The following is a 16295-nucleotide window of genomic DNA, read 5'->3' on the forward strand; positions in this document are numbered from 1 at the left end:
GTTTTATTCACGCTTCTATGCCAGATTGCAACCGCTAGCCCTGAAGGGTTGCGGGCGGTACCAGAGTTTGGGGCAGGGGACGGGCATATGGTCGCGCGTGTCAGTACGGTGGCATTCCAGGGCATAGAAGGCGTGCCGGTCGAGGTCCAGGTCATGATCGCGCCCGGCAAGATCGGCATGCAGATCGTCGGCCTGCCCGACAAGGCGGTGGCCGAAAGCCGCGAGCGGGTGCAGGCCGCGCTTCATGCCTCCGGTCTGGCGCTGCCGGCAAAGCGGGTGACCGTCAATCTGGCGCCGGCCGATCTGCCGAAGGAAGGCTCGCATTTCGATCTGCCGATCGCGCTCGCCTTGATGGCGGCGCTTGGCGCCATTCCCGCCGATGCGCTGTCGGACTATGTCGTGGTCGGCGAGCTCAATCTCGACGGCACGATCGCCGCCATTGCAGGCGCGCTGCCGGCGGCGATCGGCGCCAATGCGCTCGGCAAGGGGCTGATCTGCCCGGCCGAAAGTGGCGCCGAGGCCGCCTGGGCCGGCGCCGAGGTCAATATCCTCGCACCCCGCAGCCTGATCGCCCTTGCCAATCATTTCCGCGGCACTCAGGTGCTGTCGCGGCCGGAGGCGTCGATCCGCGCCAATGCCGCCAACCTGCCGGATCTCGCCGAGATCAAGGGCCAGGAAAGTGCCAAGCGCGCCCTCGAGGTCGCAGCCGCCGGCGGCCATAATCTGTTGATGGTCGGCCCTCCCGGCTCCGGCAAGTCGATGCTGGCGGCAAGGCTGCCGTCGATCCTGCCGCCGCTTTCGGCTGCCGAACTGCTTGAGGTCTCGATGGTGCATTCGATCGCCGGTGAGCTCTCCGGCGGCAAGCTTTCCGACCGCCGGCCCTTCCGCACCCCGCATCATTCCGCCACCATGGCCGCCCTCGTCGGCGGCGGCCTGCGCGCCCGTCCCGGCGAAGCCTCGCTTGCCCATCACGGCGTGCTCTTTCTCGACGAATTTCCGGAATTCACGCCGCAGGCGCTGGACGCGCTACGCCAGCCGCTCGAAGGCGGCGAATGCGTCATTGCCCGCGCCAATCACCGCGTCTCCTATCCGGCGAAATTCCAGTTGATCGCCGCGATGAACCCCTGCCGCTGCGGCATGGCCGGCGAACCCGGCCATACCTGCGCCCGCGGCCCGCGTTGCATGAGCGATTACCAGGCCCGCATCTCCGGCCCGCTGATGGACCGCATCGATATCCGCATCGACGTGCCGGCCGTCTCTGCCGCCGATCTCATCCGGCCGATTGCGGCTGAGGCGAGCGCCGACGTCGCCCGCCGCGTCGCCCGCGCCCGCGAACTCCAGCAACAGCGCTTCGAAGCCGCCGGCGCCAAGGGCATCGGCACCAATGCCCGCTGCTCCACCGCGATGATCGAGAAACTCGCTGAGCCCGACGCCGGCGGCCTGCAGCTCTTGCGCGACGCCGCCGAAAAAATGAAATTCTCCGCCCGCGGCTACCACCGCGTCCTCAAGGTCGCCCGCACCCTTGCCGATCTCGACGGCAAGCCGGCGGTCGGACGGATGCATCTGGCCGAGGCAATTTCTTACCGGATCGCGGGGGAGAGGCTGACGGCGGCAGCGTGAGATAGAAGCGAATAGCGAGTAGCGAATGGTGAATAGTTATTGACTGGCCTGACACCAAACAGGCCGCTCCCTATTCCCTATTCCCTATTCCCTATTCCCTATTCCCTATTCCCTATTCCCTATTCCCTATTCCCTATTCCCTATTCCCTATTCCCTATTCGCTATTCGGTTCGCGCCTCAGCTCCCCAGCCCCTCGAACAACGCCGTCGAGAGATAACGCTCGGCAAACGACGGGATGATCACGACGATGTTCTTGCCGGCGTTCTCCGGACGGCTGCCGACCTTGATCGCCGCGGTCAGTGCCGCACCCGAGGAAATGCCGACCGGCACGCCTTCGAGCCGGGCGACGAGGCGGGCCTGTTCGAAGGCCTCGTCGTTGGTGACGGTGACGACTTCGTCATAGATGCCGGTGTCGAGGATCTTCGGCGCGAAGCCGGCGCCGATGCCCTGGATTTTGTGCGGGCCGGGATTGCCGCCGGAGAGAATGGGGGAATCGGCGGGCTCGACGGCGATGATCTGGATGTCGGGCTTGTGGCTTTTCAGCACCTGGCCGACGCCGGTGATGGTGCCGCCGGTGCCGATGCCGGAGACGAGGATGTCGACCGTGCCGTCGGTATCGTTCCAGATTTCCTCGGCGGTCGTCTTGCGGTGGATTTCCGGATTGGCGGGGTTTTCGAACTGCTGCGGAATGATGGCGTCGGGAAGCGATTCCGCCAGTTCCTCGGCCTTGGCGATCGCGCCCTTCATGCCCTTGGCGCCCTCGGTCAGCACCAGCTCGGCGCCGAGCAGCGCCAGCATCTTGCGGCGCTCGACCGACATGGTTTCCGGCATGGTGAGGATCAGCCGGTAGCCCTTGGCGGCGGCGGCAAAGGCGAGGGCGATGCCGGTGTTGCCGGAGGTCGGCTCGATCAGCACCGACTTGCCGGGAGTGATCCTGCCCTGCGCTTCCAGGCTTTCGATCATCGCCACGCCGATGCGGTCCTTGACCGAGGCGATCGGATTGAAGAATTCGAGCTTGCCGATCAGATTGGCCACCACGCCCTTTTCCCGCGCCAGCTTGTCGAAGCGCACGAGCGGCGTATTGCCGATGGTCTCGGTGATCGAGGAATAGATGCGGCCGCGGCCGGGCTTGTGCGACATGGGTGCCTCCCTTTGGACTTCGGTCCCTGAAATCGAAAGGAGAATAGGGGCAAAGGTCGAATGAGGCCAGCCCGCGTTGATGCCGGGAGAGCCGGAGGCGAAGAAAAAAAGCTTTGAAAACCGTTTCTTGGCGGATGTTTATTTCAGGCCGCCCGCGTGGCGATGAAGGCGGCCGTGCCGGCCAGGATGCCGGCCGCAACCCGGTTCAGCGCCTGCAGGGCGCGCGGCTGTTTCAGCATCGTGCGGGCCCGCGAGGCGAGCAGCATATAGGGCACGAGGACTGATATCAGCACGACGAAGGTGACCGCGAGCAGCATCGCATAGTCGCCGAGGCTGATATTGCCGATATCGATCAGCGTCGGCGCCAAAGCGACATAGAAGAGCATCGTCTTCGGATTGCCGAGCGTCACCAGCAAGCCGGAGAGGAAGGACAGGCCGATATTGCTGGATTTCTTCGCCGCGATGTCCTGCGGCAGCAGCCCCGCCGTCCAGAGTTTCCAGGCGATATAGGCGAGATAGAGGGCACCAGCGATCTTGATGATGAGGAAGACCTCGGTAAAGGTCTGCGCCACGAAGGCAAGGCCGAGAATGACGGCGGTGAGATAGGTCATGTCGCCGAGCACCAGGCCGAGACCCATGAAGAAGGTCTCGCGGAAGTTCGAGCCGAGCGCGCGGGCGACGATGGCGGTAATCCCGGGTCCGGGAATGGCGGCTGCGATGAACAGCGCTCCGGCATAGGCAAGCAAGGCGGCAAGGCTCATGGGTGGCTCCTTTTTCCCGGTGTTTTATATCCGGTCAGCCTTGCCATCAATCGGCCGGCGTTGATGGGTCCATCACCAGAAGAAATGCCTGCCGCCCTGTGCCTGCCCGCCTGTCGTCAGCCCTGAAGCGCCCGCAGCCGCAGCCAGCGCGGCGTCCAGCCGAGATTCATGCCGGCCGCAGCCAAGAGAATGATGGCGGCGCCCGCAATCTGCATCGGCTGCAGTGCGTGGCCGAAGGCCAGCCGGTCGACGAGGATGGCGGCGATCGGATAGAGGAAGGACAAGGCCCCGGTCAGATGGGTCGGCAGCCGCTGGATGGCGCCGTAGAGCAGCACATACATCAGCCCCGTATGGACGACGCCGATGGAAACGAGGATTGCCCAGCTTCCGGCATCCTGAGGTGGCTGCGAAAAATCGGTCATCGGCGCCAGCATCAGCATGCCGGTTGCGACCTGGATCAGCGCGATCAGATGCGGCGGCGTGCCCTTCAGCCACTTCGCGGCAAGCGCTGCGAGCGCGTAGAAGAAGGCCGCGCCCAGCGCCATCAGGATGCCGAGGCCGTAGCTCTCGAACGTATCGCCGCTTCCGCCCGGTTTTGCCTGGACGATCGCCATCATGCCGGCAAAGGCGAGCGTCAGCCAGAACAGCTTGGCGGCGGTGATCTTCTCGCCGAGAAACAGCGCGCCGAGCGCCAGCAGCATGAAGGGCTGGGTGTTGTAGACGGTGGTGGCGATCGAGATCGTCGCATGCGAGTAGGAGGCGAAGAGCAGCAGCCAGTTGACGACGATGGCGATGCCGCCGAGGACGGCGATGGCGAAGGCGCGCAGCGTGAGGATGCCCGGCCGCAGCAGCCCGAGCGCGCCGCAAATGACAAGCAGGGTCAGCGCGCCGAACAGGCAGCGCCAGAAGACGACGCCGCTGACCGGCTGGCCCGACATGACGACGAACCAGCCGATCGTCCCCGAGATCAGCATCGCTGCCGTCATTTCCGCCGTGCCTCTTTTGATGTCGCCGCTCATGATCGCCTCCGTTTTGGTGAAATGATAATATTGCGGCGGCAAGCAAAATTATATAAAGATAGGAATGAACTTCGGCGCCTTGGCCTAATAATAAAAGGAAATGTTAAGCTAATGCCTAACGATGCCCAGCCGCTTGATGAAATCGATCAGGCCATTCTCGAAGCGCTGGCCGGCAATGCCCGGATCTCGCTGAAGGAGCTGGCACAGCAGGTGGGGCTTTCCTCGCCAAGCGCTGCCGAGCGCCTGCGCCGGCTGGAGGAGCGCGGCGTCATCAAGGCCTTTACCATCGATCTCGATCCTGCCGCCGTCGGTTATCCCCTGCAGGCCATCGTCCGCGTGCGACCGCTGCCGGGGCAGTTGCATATCGTCGAGCGCCTTATTCAGGAAATTCCTGAAATCGTTGAATGCGACAAGGTGACCGGCGAGGATTGCTTCATCGCCCGCCTGGTCATCCGCTCGATGGCGGAACTCGACGGCCTCCTGGACAGGGTCGCCGAACGCGCCGAGACCAACACCGCGATGATCAAAGCCTCGCCGGTCAAGCGCCGCCTGCCGCCGCTGTCACGCGCCAAATAAGAGCGGCGAAACGGGCTAGAAATCCGCCATCGGCGACAGCATCGCAGGAAAATGCGGGTCATCGTCGCCGAGCCCGCGCAGCATCAGCACCGTTCCGCTTTCAAACGGCTGCGGCGCGCCCGTCCAGCCGAGCTTGTCCGGCCGGAAGAGCACCTCGACGGTCGCCGAGGCAATGTCGAGCCCGCAGAGGATCGCGGCAAGCGACGGGATCTCCGCTGCCACGACATCGAGAAGGCTGAAGCGGCCTGACCCATCCATCTTCCAGGCGATGACTGCCTGGCAGCCTTCCAGGAAGCCGATGCGGACATCGGGATCGAGATGCGTGTTGATGAGAAACATCGCCGCATTTGTAGTCACCGAGAGCGTCGTCGAAACCGGGCTGCGTGCTTTCAGCAGCAATTGCAGCAGGGCGAGGTCGTCCGCATTCGCCGGCAAAAGCGGCCGAGCGGGTGCGGCCCCAATCGCAGGGGCGGGTGCCGTTCCCTCATATCGGTTCAGTGGTATCGCGCGGAAACCGTACGCCTCATAAAGCGAAGGCTTGTCGGTATAGAGGAGAATGGCTTCGAAGCCCTGCCGCTCGCACCAGTCGAGCGCCTTCACCGTCAGATCGCGATAAAGCCCGCGGCCGCGCCACTGCGGCCGCACCGCGCCCGATTGCAGCCCGGCGGCATGGACGATCCGGCCGTTGAGGACGAAGGGCAATGCAAAGGCCGAGAGATTGGCCGCAAGCTCGCCGCCGGCGTCAAACCAGCCGAACGGCATGCTGGTGGGATCGGGGCCGCCAAGCTGTTGCAGCGGGCCGATATCGATGCCGAAAATATCCTGGAGCAGGCGGATAAGCGCAGCCCAGCCGGCGGGATCACCGAAATACGCCTGTCGGAAGGTGAGGCCCGCGCTGTCGAGGCGCTTTCTCATTACACGCCGGTGGAGCCGAAGCCGCCGGCGCCGCGGGCGGTTTCGCTTGCCGCTGATATCTCGGCCACCCGCGCCTGGGTCACCGGCGCGATCACCATCTGGGCGATGCGCATGCCGCGCTCGATGACGAAGGCTTCCTCGCCGAGATTGGCGAGCAGCACCTTCACTTCGCCGCGATAGTCGCTGTCGACGGTGCCGGGTGAGTTGAGGCAGGTGATGCCGTGCTTGAAGGCAAGGCCGGAGCGCGGCCGAATCTGACCTTCGAAACCCTCGGGGATCTCGAAAATGAAGCCGGTCGGCACCAGCGCCCGCTTGCCGGGCGCAAGCGTCAGCGGCGCATCCGCGTCGACGGCGGCGCGCAGGTCCATGCCGGCCGCCCCCTTGCTTTCATAGACGGGCAGGTCGAGGCCTTCGCCATTGGCCAGGCGGATCAGGTTCAGCGTCGGGCTGATATCGTGATGAACGGTCATGGCCCATTAGTTTGCGCCCGCAGCGCCGAGGTCAATTGCAATGCCGGGCTTTAATCGTTAGATACGCGGCAATTCCACAGGATTCATAATATGGCCGAAAGTCTCGCCGAGGCGGTCTCCCGCCGCCGCACATTCGCTATTATCGCCCACCCGGACGCGGGCAAGACGACGCTCACCGAAAAGCTGCTGCTGTTCGGCGGCGCCATTCAGCTTGCCGGCGAAGTCAAGGCGAAGAAGGACCGCATGCAGACGCGCTCCGACTGGATGAAGATCGAGCGCGAGCGCGGCATCTCCGTCGTTACCTCGGTGATGACCTTTGAATATAACGACAATGTCTTCAACATCCTCGACACGCCGGGCCACGAGGATTTCGCCGACGACACCTATCGCACGCTGACCGCCGTCGATGCCGCGGTCATGGTCATCGATGCCGCCAAGGGCATCGAGCCGCGCACGCTCAAACTCTTCGAAGTATGCCGCATGCGCGATATTCCGATCATCACCTTCATCAACAAGATGGACCGCGAAAGCCGCGATCCCTTCGAGATTCTCGATGAGGTGGAAGAGAAGCTGGCGCTGGATACGGCGCCGATCACCTGGCCGATCGGCCGCTCGAAAACCTTCTGCGGCTCCTATCATCTCGCCAACAGCACCGCCCGCGGTTCCGACACCGAAGTCGAGACGACGCCGGTCAACGGCCCGCAGGCCGTCGCCGGCAAGCTGCCGGAAAATGAGCGCCAGGCCTTCATCGACGAGACCGAGCTCGCCATCGAGGCCTGCCGCCCCTTCGACCGCGACTCCTTCCTCGAAGGGCATATGACGCCGGTCTTTTTCGGCTCGGCGCTGCGCAATTTCGGCGTTCGCGACCTCATCAACGCGCTCGGCGAATTTGCGCCGCCGCCGCGCGACCAGGTCGCCGACACCAGGACGGTGCATGCGACCGACGACAAGATGACGGCCTTCGTCTTCAAGATCCAGGCCAATATGGACCCCAACCATCGTGACCGCATCGCCTTTGCACGCATCTGCTCCGGCAAGCTCGAACGCGGCATGAAGGCGAGGCTCGCCCGCACCGGCAAGCAGCTCGGCCTGACGGCACCGCAATTCTTCTTCGCCTCGCAGCGCCAACTCGCCGACACCGCCTATGCCGGCGACGTCGTCGGCATTCCCAATCACGGGACGCTGCGCATCGGCGATACGTTGACCGAAGGCGAATCGCTGGTCTTCCAGGGCGTGCCGAACTTCTCGCCGGAGATCCTGCGCCGCGTGCGCCTCGAAGACGCGATGAAGGCAAAGAAGCTCAAGGAAGCCCTGCAGCAGATGGCGGAAGAGGGCGTCGTCCAGCTGTTCTCGCCGGAAGACGGCTCGCCGGCAATCGTCGGCGTCGTCGGCGCCCTGCAGCTCGACGTCCTGAAGGAGCGGCTGATGGCCGAATACGGCCTGCCGGTCTCCTTCGAAATGTCGCGCTTCTCCGTCTGCCGCTGGATCTCCGCCGATCAGCCGGCCGATCTGGAAAAATTCCTCACCGTCAAACGCGGCGATATCGCCCGCGATCTCGACGGCGATCCCGTCTTCCTCGCCCAGGATGCCTTCTCGCTGCGTTATGAGGCGGAGCGCTACCCGGCAATCAGGATGGTCGCCATCAAGGAATATCACGCCGCCAAGGCGGCGTGATCATCATCCGGTCAGCCGTTCCGCCAGGAAATCGACGACGGCGCGCACCGCCGGCAGCTGGCCGCGCCGATGCGGCATCAGGATCGTCGTCTCGATGCTGCCGGCCGTCCATTCCGGCAGCACCCGCACCAGCCGCCCTTCGGCCAGCGCCTTCCGGCAGACCGATGTCGGCAGGCAGGTTATGCCGAGCCCGGCCGCTGCCGCTTCCATAAGCACATAGGGCTCATCCGCCGCCATGACGGACTGCAGCGTGACCAGAGCCTCGTCGCCGCCGTCGGAGGTGAGCCGCCACTGGTCTTCCGTCAGGCTGGTCATGATCGTGGCATGCTCCGCCAGTTCCTCGGGCCGGCGCGGTTGCCCATGGGCGCTGAGATAGTCCGGCGAGGCGAGGATATAGAAAGGGTGGCTGGCGAGCCTACGCTGCACCAGCGCCGAATCCGGCAGCGGCGCGCGATGACTGCGCAGCGCGATATCGAAGCCTTCCTGCACGATGTCGACGAAACGGTCGGTCACATGCACCGAAAGCCGAAGCTTCGGATAGCGCGACGTCAGCGCCGGCAGATGCTCCGTCAAGGTAAACTGCGCCGTCGGCACCGAGGCCGTCAGGCGAACGCTGCCGGCAGGTTCGGCCAGATGCCGCCGCACAATGCCCTCGGCCATTTCAGCCTCGATGATCGAGGCCTGGGCATGCTGAAAGAATTCGCGCCCGAGCTCGGTCAGCGCGAAGCTGCGTGACGTGCGCTGGATCAGCCGCACGCCGAGGCGCCGCTCCAGCTCCGCGACCCGCTTGCTGACCGTCGATTTCGGCACGCCGAGATGTCTCGCGGCGGCGGTAAAACTGCCGCTGTCGACGGCCTGGACGAAGAGATGCAGATCGTTGAGGTTGAAAAGCGCCATTGCCATCTTCCAGATGCGTGGACATTGCGATGCAATTATAGCCTCTACCGCGAGATCGTCCACGTCATCACATTGATCCTGTCCAAACGGGTTCAATTCTGAAAGGAACGACTGATGTCATCCATATTGTTTTACGGCGTGCCGGAGGGCTGCTCCTTCGGCTCGATCGTCGCGCTGGAATGGTCCGGCCTGCCTTATCGGCTCTGCCGCGTCGAGATGCCGGAGGTGGTCTCCACCGATGAATACAAGCAGATCAATACAGTCGGCGAGACGCCGTCGCTGCTGCTCGAGGATGGCAGGACGATCAGCGAAAGCATGGCGATCCTCAACCATATCGGCGCCCGTGCGATCGGCAGCGGTCTGGGCTTTGCGCAGGGGTCGGAGGATTTCGATCGTCAGAACCAGATGCTCGCCTTCCTCAACACCAGTTTCTTCGCAGCCTTCGGCCCGCTCTGGTATGCGTTGGAACATCCAATGGAGCCGCAGGACGAGCAGGCGCTGACGGCCTACGGCACCGCCGCGGTCGAAAAGGCGCATCACACGCTGGAGCATCTGCTTGCTGGCCGCGAATGGCTTCTCGGCAACGGCCCGAGCCTGGCCGATGCCTATTTCGTCGGCATCGCCCGCTGGAACGATTTTCACAAGGTGGTCGACCGACGCCAGTTTCCCAGCCTGCATCGCCTTTATGAGCGCATGCAGCAGGAGCCGGCCGTGCGCTTCGCCCATGCGATCGAGAACAGGCAGGAAGCGAAAAGCAGCGGCGCTTTCCTCGGCGAGGTCGATCTGACCGAGGCGCTCGGCCTGCTGAAACAAGCGGCCTGATCGCCGCGGGCCATTGCGTGCGATGGCCATTGCCGTCAGCCGGCAGCCATGATCTCGATCTCGACGAGCCAGTCGTCGCTGAGCGTTTCGACGATGATCGCGGTGGTCGGCACGGCGCGGCCGCCAAGCGCCCGGAGGCGAGCGTTCTGGTTTGCCTCCATAAAGGCGCCGTCGCGGAGATAACTCGTCAGCCGCACGATATTGTCCACTGTCATACCGGCGGAGGCGAGGATCGTGCGCAGATTGGCCCAGACAAGCGCCAACTGACCGTCCAGATCGGCCGCCGCCATTCCCGCTTTATCGAGACCCATCGTACCGCTGACGAAGAGCAGCCGGCTGGGCTGCTTGACCTCCAGCGCATGGATGTAGAGCGTTTCAGGTTTTCACGGAAGCATATCCGGCATTGGCGAAGTAGTTGCTGCATTCGCTGGGCTCGATGGTTGTGACGAGGTGTCCGATGTGGCGCCAGGTGTCATCGATGGTTCGCTTCTGAGCCAGGCGCATCCAGTGCTTGATTTTGGCGAAAGCCTGTTCGATCGGGTTAAGGTCGGGGGAGTATGGCGGCAGGTACCAGAGCCGAGCACCAGCGTTGCGGATCATCTGACGGATGGCGACCGACTTGTGGGAGCCGAGATTATCCATCACGACGATATCGCCGGGTTTGAGCACCGGTACGAGTTGCTGTTCGACATAAGCACGAAAGCACTCACCGTTGATCGGTCCATCGAAGACACAAGGCGCGGTGAGCCGATCGCAGCGCAACGCGCCGAGGAAAGTCAGGGTGCGCCAATGTCCGTGCGGGGCGAAGCTGCGCAGCCGTTTGCCCTTCGGCCCCCAGCCTCGAAGCGGCGCCATGTTGGTCTTGATCCAGGTTTCATCGATGAAGACCAGCCGGCTTGGATCAAGGCCAGCCTGCCAGGATCGCCAGCGCTGTCGCCGTCGCGCGACGTCAGCGCGCGCCTGCTCAAGGGCGAACAGTGTTTTTTTTGAACCGTAGTCCCTCGCGCCGCAGAAACTGCCATACGGTGTCGTGGGATACCTTCACCCCTCGCGCGGCCAGTTCTTCCTTCAACCTGTTCAGTGACACATGCGGCGTCTGGTTGATCCGCTCGGCGATAAACGCTCGGTACGGCTCAAGAACCCGCTTGCGGTGGCCGCCCATCTTCCCAGGCGCGACAGATCCGCTCGAACGGTAGCGCTGAGACCACTTCACCGCTGAAGACACGGCAATACCGAACCGCACCGCCACCGACCGGCAGCTCTCGCCGGCTTCGATTGCATCAACAACACGCTTGCGAAGATCATTTGAAAGAGGTCGAGTCATCCGATGCTGGCCTCCACTCCAGCCAGCATCTTGAATCACAAAACAGCCAAAAACGGAATCCCTTCCGATTCAACTAAATCCAGATACGCTCTAGTCAGGGCTTGCCGGATAGATCCCGGTCATCGGATTGCGCTCGATCATTTCCATGATCTCTATTCCTCCGAATAGTCTGTTGAAGAACGCCAGTATCGGTGATTATTCTTCGACAGAAAGGGGGATCTGCCGAATGAGGAAAAATACCGAGGATCTTCGGCAGAGGCGTGCTCAGCAGCCGGTCATCGACGTATTCGACCGAAGAATATTAGCCGCGCTCGCCGCCGACAGCAGCCAGAGCTTCGCCAGGCTTGGCGAAGCTGTCGGCCTGTCGGCGCCGGCCGTGCACGAGCGGGTGCGTCGCCTCAAACAATCCGGCGCCATCAAGGGTGTGCATGCTGCGCTGGATGGCGCAGCTTTGGGTAAGCCGTTGCTTGCCTTTGTGCATGTGGAGGCGGCCGGATGGGGCAAGAGCGAGCGCTTGATGCAGGTCCTGCGTTTTCCCGAGGTCGAGGAGATGCATTCGGTCGCCGGCGACGCCAGCGTTCTCTTCAAGGTCCGCACTGCCAGCCCGCAGGCATTGGAGGCTTTTCTCGCGCAGATCCATGCCGTTCCCGGCGTCACCGGCACTCGCAGTTATATTGCGCTCTCCACCTATCTGGAGCGTCCGGTCCAGGCCGGGGTGACGGAGAGCTGGCCGGACCTGCGGCCACAGGATTGACGTGCTCAGTCCTCTCCGTCGAACCGCGGCAGCGGCTCGATATTCCGCACCCAGGGCAGGGCCGATCGGCACCATATTTGTTTCTTGGGCGTCAGGTCCCACCGCTGGTCGATGCTGCCGAGGCGGATGCCGATCTTGCTGCCTTCGCCGTCGGTGCGGTAGAGCGGCGATCCGCAATTTGGACAGAAGAATTGCCGACTGAGACCGCCGCTATCGCCATATTTTATGTAGCCGCGAGGTTCGCCCGAAATCAGCGCGAAGCTTTCCGGCCGCGCCGGTGCCGTAACGCGATAGGCCGAGCCCGTCAGCCGTTGGCAATCGGTGCAATGGCAGATCGAAACCCGCTCCGGATCGATTTCCGCCTGATAGCGGATCGCTCGGCAATGGCATCCTCCTGATATATGCATCGGCATTCCTCAATCGGCCGGCGGGCCAGCCGGGCGGGTGGCATAGAAAGCTTTCGCATCCGCCGTGAAGGCGGCCCGCTGGTCGGCTTTCGTATAGAACATGTGGCCGCCGCGATAGAGTTCCAGCCCGACGCGGCCATTGGCCAGCGAAGGCGGCAGATGATCGACGACATAGCGGCTGACGCTGTAAGGCGTCACCAGGTCGCTGTAGCCGTGGGCGATCAGCAGATGGAAGGCCGAGTTGGCGGCGAGCAATTGCCTGATGTCGTCGGTGGCGCTCGCCTGCAGGCGCGATCCGCCGCCGCGCCCGCTGCCCCATCCCCAGCGCCGGCTGATATCGCTGTCGAGCAGCGTGTAGGTCAGCTCCGTTTTGAAGCCGAGCTCGTTGCGGGCATAGTCGGCAAAGGCCCCGCCATAGGCGCGGGTGAAACCGTCGAGAATGGCGTCGTCGCCGCGGTCGTAATCCGATTCCGGGTAGGGATCGGGTGCCGCAAAGGAAGCGTCGTAGGGGCTCATCACTGCGCTGATGCCCCCGTCGGAATGTTTGACGAAGGAATTGCCGAGGAAGCCGCGGTTGCGCGCGACGATATCTTCGGGAATGCCGGTCAGCTCGGCGATCCTGCCATAGAAGGCGGCCGCCTTGGCGCCTGTGGGCGGCGGCCCGGCCAGCGTCGTCAGGTAATCGCCGAGCGCGAAGGTCTCGGCGTCGCGCTGCTTCTGTTCGTCGAAGGCATTGTGGCGGTCGAGTTCGGCCGCCGCCAGCGACGGCAGTTCGAGTGCCGCGCCGAGCGCGAACTGATCGGCATCGAACATCAGCTGGCTTTCGAGGAGTGGTGAAAGCATCACCGCGCCGGCGACGACGATGCCCTGGCTTTCCTGCAGCACGGCGGCGACCTTGGCGGCGCGGAAGCCGCCATAGCTTTCGCCGAGAAGATATTTCGGCGAGTTCGAGCGGTTATTGTGGGCGATATAGAGCGCGATCGCCTTGGCGACGCTCTGGGCGTCGGAATTGACGTTGTAATAGTTGGAAGCGTCGTCGGCCTTGACGGTCCGGCTCCAGCCGGTGCCGATCGGATCGATCAGTACGAGATCGGTGAAATCGAGCCAGCTTTGAGGGTTGTCGATCAGCTTCGCATTGGCGCCGTCGCGGCCCTCAGGCCCGAAATCGAGCACCTTGGGTCCGACCAGCCCAAGATGCAGGAAGGCTGAGGCGGCACCCGGCCCGCCGTTGAAGGCAAAGGTGAGCGGCCGATCCGGTCCGCCATCCCTTGCGACATAGGCGGTGTAAAAGATCGCGCCGGTCGGCGCCCCGTCCTGGCCGAAGAGATCGAGCGTGCCGGCGGTCGCGGTATAGGCGATCTTCCGATCGCCGATCGTCAGCTCGTGTTCCGTGACCGAATCGGGCGGCAGCAGCTTCAGCACGCCGTCGCGCGCCTCGCTCTGGATATTGCCCCGGCCTTCACGGCTCTCCTGCGCCGGCGAAAGGCCAGGGGCGAGAAGCGCCGCAAGCGCGGCTAGCAGAAACAGGCTTCCTATGCGCACGGTCTCTCCTCCGCGTTGCCGAATGCAGGCTGAGAAATAGCGTAGCATCGGCGACCGGCGACCGGCATCAAGAGATGGTGATGGGCGAGTGAGTGAGCGGCCCGGCTCAGCCGGTATTCGCTACTGCGTGGACATTCACCTCGACTGATCGGCCGGCCATCCAGCCGTTGATTGCTGCCCCCAGGCCGAGCGCGACGAAAAGGACAGCGCACCAGGAAAAGCTGCCGGTCCAGCCGCGGATCAGGCCGACGATGAGCGGCCCGATGGCTGCGAGGAGATAGCCGACGCATTGCGCCATGCCGGAAAGATGGGCGGCGATATCGGGATCGCGCGAGCGCAACACGATCGTCGTCATCGCCGCGGCGATCAGCCCGCCCTGGCCGATGCCCTGCAGCACCGCCCAGAGCCAGACCGTCGAAAGCGGTGCGAAGAGCAGGCCGAGCAGGGCGGTGACGGCAACGCCGCAGAGGCTGGCATTGATCAGCCGCTGGTCTTTGCCGCGCACGGCGATATGCGGCACAACAAGGCAGGATGCGGCCTGCACCATCACCGAGAGCGAAACGATCGCCCCGGCAGTGACGCCGTCAAGCCCGCGTTCACGTAAGATGGGAACCAGCCAGCCGAAGACGCAATAGGCAAGCGCCGATTGCAGGCCCATGAACAGCGTCACCTGCCAGGCAAGCTGGTCCCGCCAGAGGCCTTCGACGCGAAAGCCGTTTCGCCTTGCCTGGCGGCTGCTGCGCAGCACCTGCGGCAGCCAGATCAGCCCGACGGCGAGCGCCGGCAGCGCCCAGACCGCGAGCGCGCCGGCAAGCGAGCCGCCGAGAGCGTGCTCGACCGGCAGCGTCAGCCCGGCGGCACCTGCCGCACCTGCGCAGAGCGCCATTGTATAGAAGCCGGTCATCAGCGCGGCGCGCCCGGCGAAATCCCGTTTCACCAAGCCCGGCAGCAGCACGTTGCCGACGGCGATGCAGGCGCCGGCCAGCGCCGTGCCGATGAAGAGCAGCGGCACGGAGGAAAGCCCGCGCAATGCGGTGCCAAGAGCCAGAAGCAGCACAACGCCGAGCAGCGTACGCTCCGAGCCGAAGCGCTGGGCAAGGCGCGGCGCCAGCGGCGAGAAGGCCCCGAGGCAGACGACCGGCAGCGTCGTCAGCAGGCTGGCGCCGAGCGCTGTGAGACCAAGTTCCGAGCGGATTTCGGGCAGAAGCGCCGAGGCGCTTGAGAAGACCGGCCGCAGGTTGAAGGCGATCAGCACGAGGCTGGCGCCGAGCAGGAAACGATCTGCGGCACCGCCCACCGGTGTCGCCTGCGGCGGCGGCAGGCTGCCGGCTTCGGCGTCTACGAGCAGTTCGTCGGCCGGGTCGAGCGTGGCGGCGAGATCGTTGGAAGGCGCATTCATGACAGGATCATCCGGTCGAGGGCGGCAAGAACCGGCGCCATGAAGCGGCGGACCGCTGCGTCCGCCGTGTCGGGATTGCCGGTTTCGATGGCGTCGACGATATCGGCATGCGCCTGCATATCCGGTTCGGGAATATCCGTCCCCAGCGTCGCCGCGATGGTTTCGGCGATCGAGGCCGAGAAGAAATCATAGATCTCGACCATCGCCCGGTTGCCCGACGCGGCAATGACAGCCTTATGGAAGGCGAGGTCGCGCTCGATGAAGCCAGCCTTGTCGCCGCCGTCGTAGGTGCCGCGCTCGGAAAGCAGCCGGCGAAGCTCCGTTACCGTCTCCGGCGTCTTGCGGATCGCCGTCAGCCGGGCCGCCTCGACGTCGAGCGCCAGGCGCGCCTCGAACTGGTCTCGCAGGCTGGCGCGCCGGGCCATCGTCAGCGGCCGGCCGGCATCGCGGGTCGAGCGGACATAGGTGCCCGAACCCTGCCGCGTTTCGAGATAACCCTGGGAGACGAGAACGCGTACCGCTTCGCGCACCGTGCCACGGCTGACGGAGAGCATGGCCGACAGTGTGGCTTCATTCGGCAATTTGTCGCCGACTGCCCAGCGTTTGCCGAGGATGTCACTGCGGATCGCCTCGATCGCCTCATCGGCGAGATTTGTCCTGCTGATCGCACGCATAATGTTATTCATTAAGTCATCGGATGACTTTATGAGTAGCAACATTTATCCATATCGTCAAAGCGATCCGGCAATAAAAAAGGGCCGCCTCAGCGACCCTTTCCATGAGTTTGGCCTCGAACTGGCCTGGACTGTCAAAGCAGCCCCAGGAAGGCGGGTTTTAGAGCGAGGGCTGCCTCGCTTTCATCACCTCTTCCATGCCCGTTACGAGGTCCGAAATCTCATTAGACATTGGATCACCTTCCTTTCGTTCTGTTGCTGATAGACCCAAGGTAGGCCGATTCTTTCGAGATGCAAGCAG

17 protein-coding genes are annotated in these 16295 nt (G+C 63.9%); 5 read left to right on the forward strand and 12 right to left on the reverse strand.

The window, feature by feature from the left end:
* Nucleotides 1–87 precede the first annotated feature (87 nt).
* The gene (locus N2597_RS21850; protein ID WP_183599497.1) at nt 88–1620 is read left to right on the forward strand and encodes a YifB family Mg chelatase-like AAA ATPase; all 1533 of its coding nucleotides are present in this window, start codon (nt 88–90) and stop codon (nt 1618–1620) included.
* Between the two features lie 177 nt (nt 1621–1797).
* Here N2597_RS21850 and cysK read toward each other — a convergent pair whose 3' ends face one another.
* The 3 genes from cysK to N2597_RS21865 all read right to left on the reverse strand — a co-directional run bounded on the left by cysK (nt 1798) and on the right by N2597_RS21865 (nt 4540).
* Entirely contained in the window at nt 1798–2760 is a 963-nt protein-coding gene (gene cysK / locus N2597_RS21855) for a cysteine synthase A (protein ID WP_183599499.1), read from the reverse strand.
* A gap of 143 nt (nt 2761–2903) precedes the next feature.
* A complete protein-coding gene (locus N2597_RS21860; RefSeq protein ID WP_096763055.1) occupies nt 2904–3521 on the reverse strand; it encodes a LysE family translocator in 618 nt (205 codons plus the stop codon).
* A 116-nt stretch (nt 3522–3637) separates the two neighbouring features.
* Nucleotides 3638–4540 (reverse strand): DMT family transporter, encoded by a 903-nt coding sequence (locus tag N2597_RS21865; protein WP_183599501.1) that lies wholly within the window; start codon nt 4538–4540, stop codon nt 3638–3640.
* A 111-nt stretch (nt 4541–4651) separates the two neighbouring features.
* Between N2597_RS21865 and N2597_RS21870 the strand changes: the two genes are divergently transcribed.
* Nucleotides 4652–5116 (forward strand): Lrp/AsnC family transcriptional regulator, encoded by a 465-nt coding sequence (locus N2597_RS21870; RefSeq protein WP_096763054.1) that lies wholly within the window; start codon nt 4652–4654, stop codon nt 5114–5116.
* Between the two features lie 15 nt (nt 5117–5131).
* Here the strand turns inward: N2597_RS21870 and N2597_RS21875 are convergent, their stop codons facing one another.
* Nucleotides 5132–6031, reverse strand: a complete 900-nt coding sequence (locus N2597_RS21875; protein ID WP_183599503.1) for a GNAT family N-acetyltransferase — start codon at nt 6029–6031, stop codon at nt 5132–5134.
* A complete protein-coding gene (gene dut / locus N2597_RS21880) occupies nt 6031–6501 on the reverse strand; it encodes a dUTP diphosphatase (RefSeq protein ID WP_096763052.1) in 471 nt (156 codons plus the stop codon). The genes N2597_RS21875 and dut overlap by 1 nt, the downstream gene beginning before the upstream one ends.
* Nucleotides 6502–6591: 90 nt before the next feature.
* Here dut and N2597_RS21885 point away from each other — a divergent pair, with 90 nt between their 5' ends.
* Complete coding sequence (locus N2597_RS21885) at nt 6592–8175, forward strand: peptide chain release factor 3 (RefSeq protein ID WP_183599505.1); 1584 nt, start codon at nt 6592–6594, stop codon at nt 8173–8175.
* 3 nt (nt 8176–8178) lie between these two features.
* Here the strand turns inward: N2597_RS21885 and N2597_RS21890 are convergent, their stop codons facing one another.
* A complete protein-coding gene (locus N2597_RS21890; protein WP_096763050.1) occupies nt 8179–9072 on the reverse strand; it encodes a LysR substrate-binding domain-containing protein in 894 nt (297 codons plus the stop codon).
* Between the two features lie 114 nt (nt 9073–9186).
* On the opposite strand from N2597_RS21890, the gene N2597_RS21895 reads away from it, so the two are divergent.
* Nucleotides 9187–9894, forward strand: coding sequence for a glutathione S-transferase family protein (locus N2597_RS21895; RefSeq protein ID WP_183599507.1), 708 nt, complete (start codon nt 9187–9189; stop codon nt 9892–9894).
* A 35-nt stretch (nt 9895–9929) separates the two neighbouring features.
* On the opposite strand, the gene N2597_RS21900 is transcribed toward N2597_RS21895, so the two are convergent.
* Together N2597_RS21900 and N2597_RS21905 are read right to left on the reverse strand one after the other, a co-directional pair.
* A complete protein-coding gene (locus N2597_RS21900; RefSeq protein ID WP_183599509.1) occupies nt 9930–10259 on the reverse strand; it encodes a RidA family protein in 330 nt (109 codons plus the stop codon).
* A 10-nt stretch (nt 10260–10269) separates the two neighbouring features.
* A protein-coding gene (locus N2597_RS21905; protein WP_097622115.1) for an IS630 family transposase occupies nt 10270–11218 on the reverse strand; the annotation gives its coding sequence in 2 pieces (ribosomal slippage) (nt 10270–10881 and nt 10883–11218; 948 coding nt in all).
* Nucleotides 11219–11390: 172 nt separating this feature from the next.
* Between N2597_RS21905 and N2597_RS21910 the strand changes: the two genes are divergently transcribed.
* Nucleotides 11391–11972 carry an Lrp/AsnC family transcriptional regulator gene (locus tag N2597_RS21910; protein ID WP_096763047.1) on the forward strand — a complete coding sequence of 194 codons (582 nt, stop codon included), beginning with the start codon at nt 11391–11393 and terminating at the stop codon, nt 11970–11972.
* Nucleotides 11973–11977: 5 nt separating this feature from the next.
* Here the strand turns inward: N2597_RS21910 and N2597_RS21915 are convergent, their stop codons facing one another.
* From N2597_RS21915 to N2597_RS21930, 4 genes are all read right to left on the reverse strand, one after another.
* A complete protein-coding gene (locus N2597_RS21915; RefSeq protein WP_096763046.1) occupies nt 11978–12379 on the reverse strand; it encodes a GFA family protein in 402 nt (133 codons plus the stop codon).
* A 9-nt stretch (nt 12380–12388) separates the two neighbouring features.
* Complete coding sequence (locus N2597_RS21920; protein WP_183600066.1) at nt 12389–13921, reverse strand: S10 family peptidase; 1533 nt, start codon at nt 13919–13921, stop codon at nt 12389–12391.
* Between the two features lie 106 nt (nt 13922–14027).
* Entirely contained in the window at nt 14028–15320 is a 1293-nt protein-coding gene (locus tag N2597_RS21925; protein ID WP_096763044.1) for a CynX/NimT family MFS transporter, read from the reverse strand.
* Nucleotides 15317–15994 carry a FadR/GntR family transcriptional regulator gene (locus N2597_RS21930; RefSeq protein WP_039617469.1) on the reverse strand — a complete coding sequence of 226 codons (678 nt, stop codon included), beginning with the start codon at nt 15992–15994 and terminating at the stop codon, nt 15317–15319. Before N2597_RS21930 ends, N2597_RS21925 begins: the two co-directional genes overlap by 4 nt.
* Nucleotides 15995–16295 lie beyond the last annotated feature (301 nt).

Source organism: Rhizobium sophoriradicis (assembly GCF_025200795.1).
Taxonomy (GTDB): Bacteria; Pseudomonadota; Alphaproteobacteria; order Rhizobiales; family Rhizobiaceae; genus Rhizobium; species Rhizobium sophoriradicis.

Coding starts and splice junctions, on each gene's coding strand:
- N2597_RS21850 (WP_183599497.1), top strand. CDS start 88: ATGGTCGCGCGTGTCAGTACGGTGGCATTCCAGGGCATAGAAGGCGTG.
- cysK (WP_183599499.1), bottom strand. CDS start 2,760: ATGTCGCACAAGCCCGGCCGCGGCCGCATCTATTCCTCGATCACCGAG.
- N2597_RS21860 (WP_096763055.1), bottom strand. CDS start 3,521: ATGAGCCTTGCCGCCTTGCTTGCCTATGCCGGAGCGCTGTTCATCGCA.
- N2597_RS21865 (WP_183599501.1), bottom strand. CDS start 4,540: ATGAGCGGCGACATCAAAAGAGGCACGGCGGAAATGACGGCAGCGATG.
- N2597_RS21870 (WP_096763054.1), top strand. CDS start 4,652: ATGCCTAACGATGCCCAGCCGCTTGATGAAATCGATCAGGCCATTCTC.
- N2597_RS21875 (WP_183599503.1), bottom strand. CDS start 6,031: ATGAGAAAGCGCCTCGACAGCGCGGGCCTCACCTTCCGACAGGCGTAT.
- dut (WP_096763052.1), bottom strand. CDS start 6,501: ATGACCGTTCATCACGATATCAGCCCGACGCTGAACCTGATCCGCCTG.
- N2597_RS21885 (WP_183599505.1), top strand. CDS start 6,592: ATGGCCGAAAGTCTCGCCGAGGCGGTCTCCCGCCGCCGCACATTCGCT.
- N2597_RS21890 (WP_096763050.1), bottom strand. CDS start 9,072: ATGGCGCTTTTCAACCTCAACGATCTGCATCTCTTCGTCCAGGCCGTC.
- N2597_RS21895 (WP_183599507.1), top strand. CDS start 9,187: ATGTCATCCATATTGTTTTACGGCGTGCCGGAGGGCTGCTCCTTCGGC.
- N2597_RS21915 (WP_096763046.1), bottom strand. CDS start 12,379: ATGCATATATCAGGAGGATGCCATTGCCGAGCGATCCGCTATCAGGCG.
- N2597_RS21925 (WP_096763044.1), bottom strand. CDS start 15,320: ATGAATGCGCCTTCCAACGATCTCGCCGCCACGCTCGACCCGGCCGAC.
- N2597_RS21930 (WP_039617469.1), bottom strand. CDS start 15,994: ATGCGTGCGATCAGCAGGACAAATCTCGCCGATGAGGCGATCGAGGCG.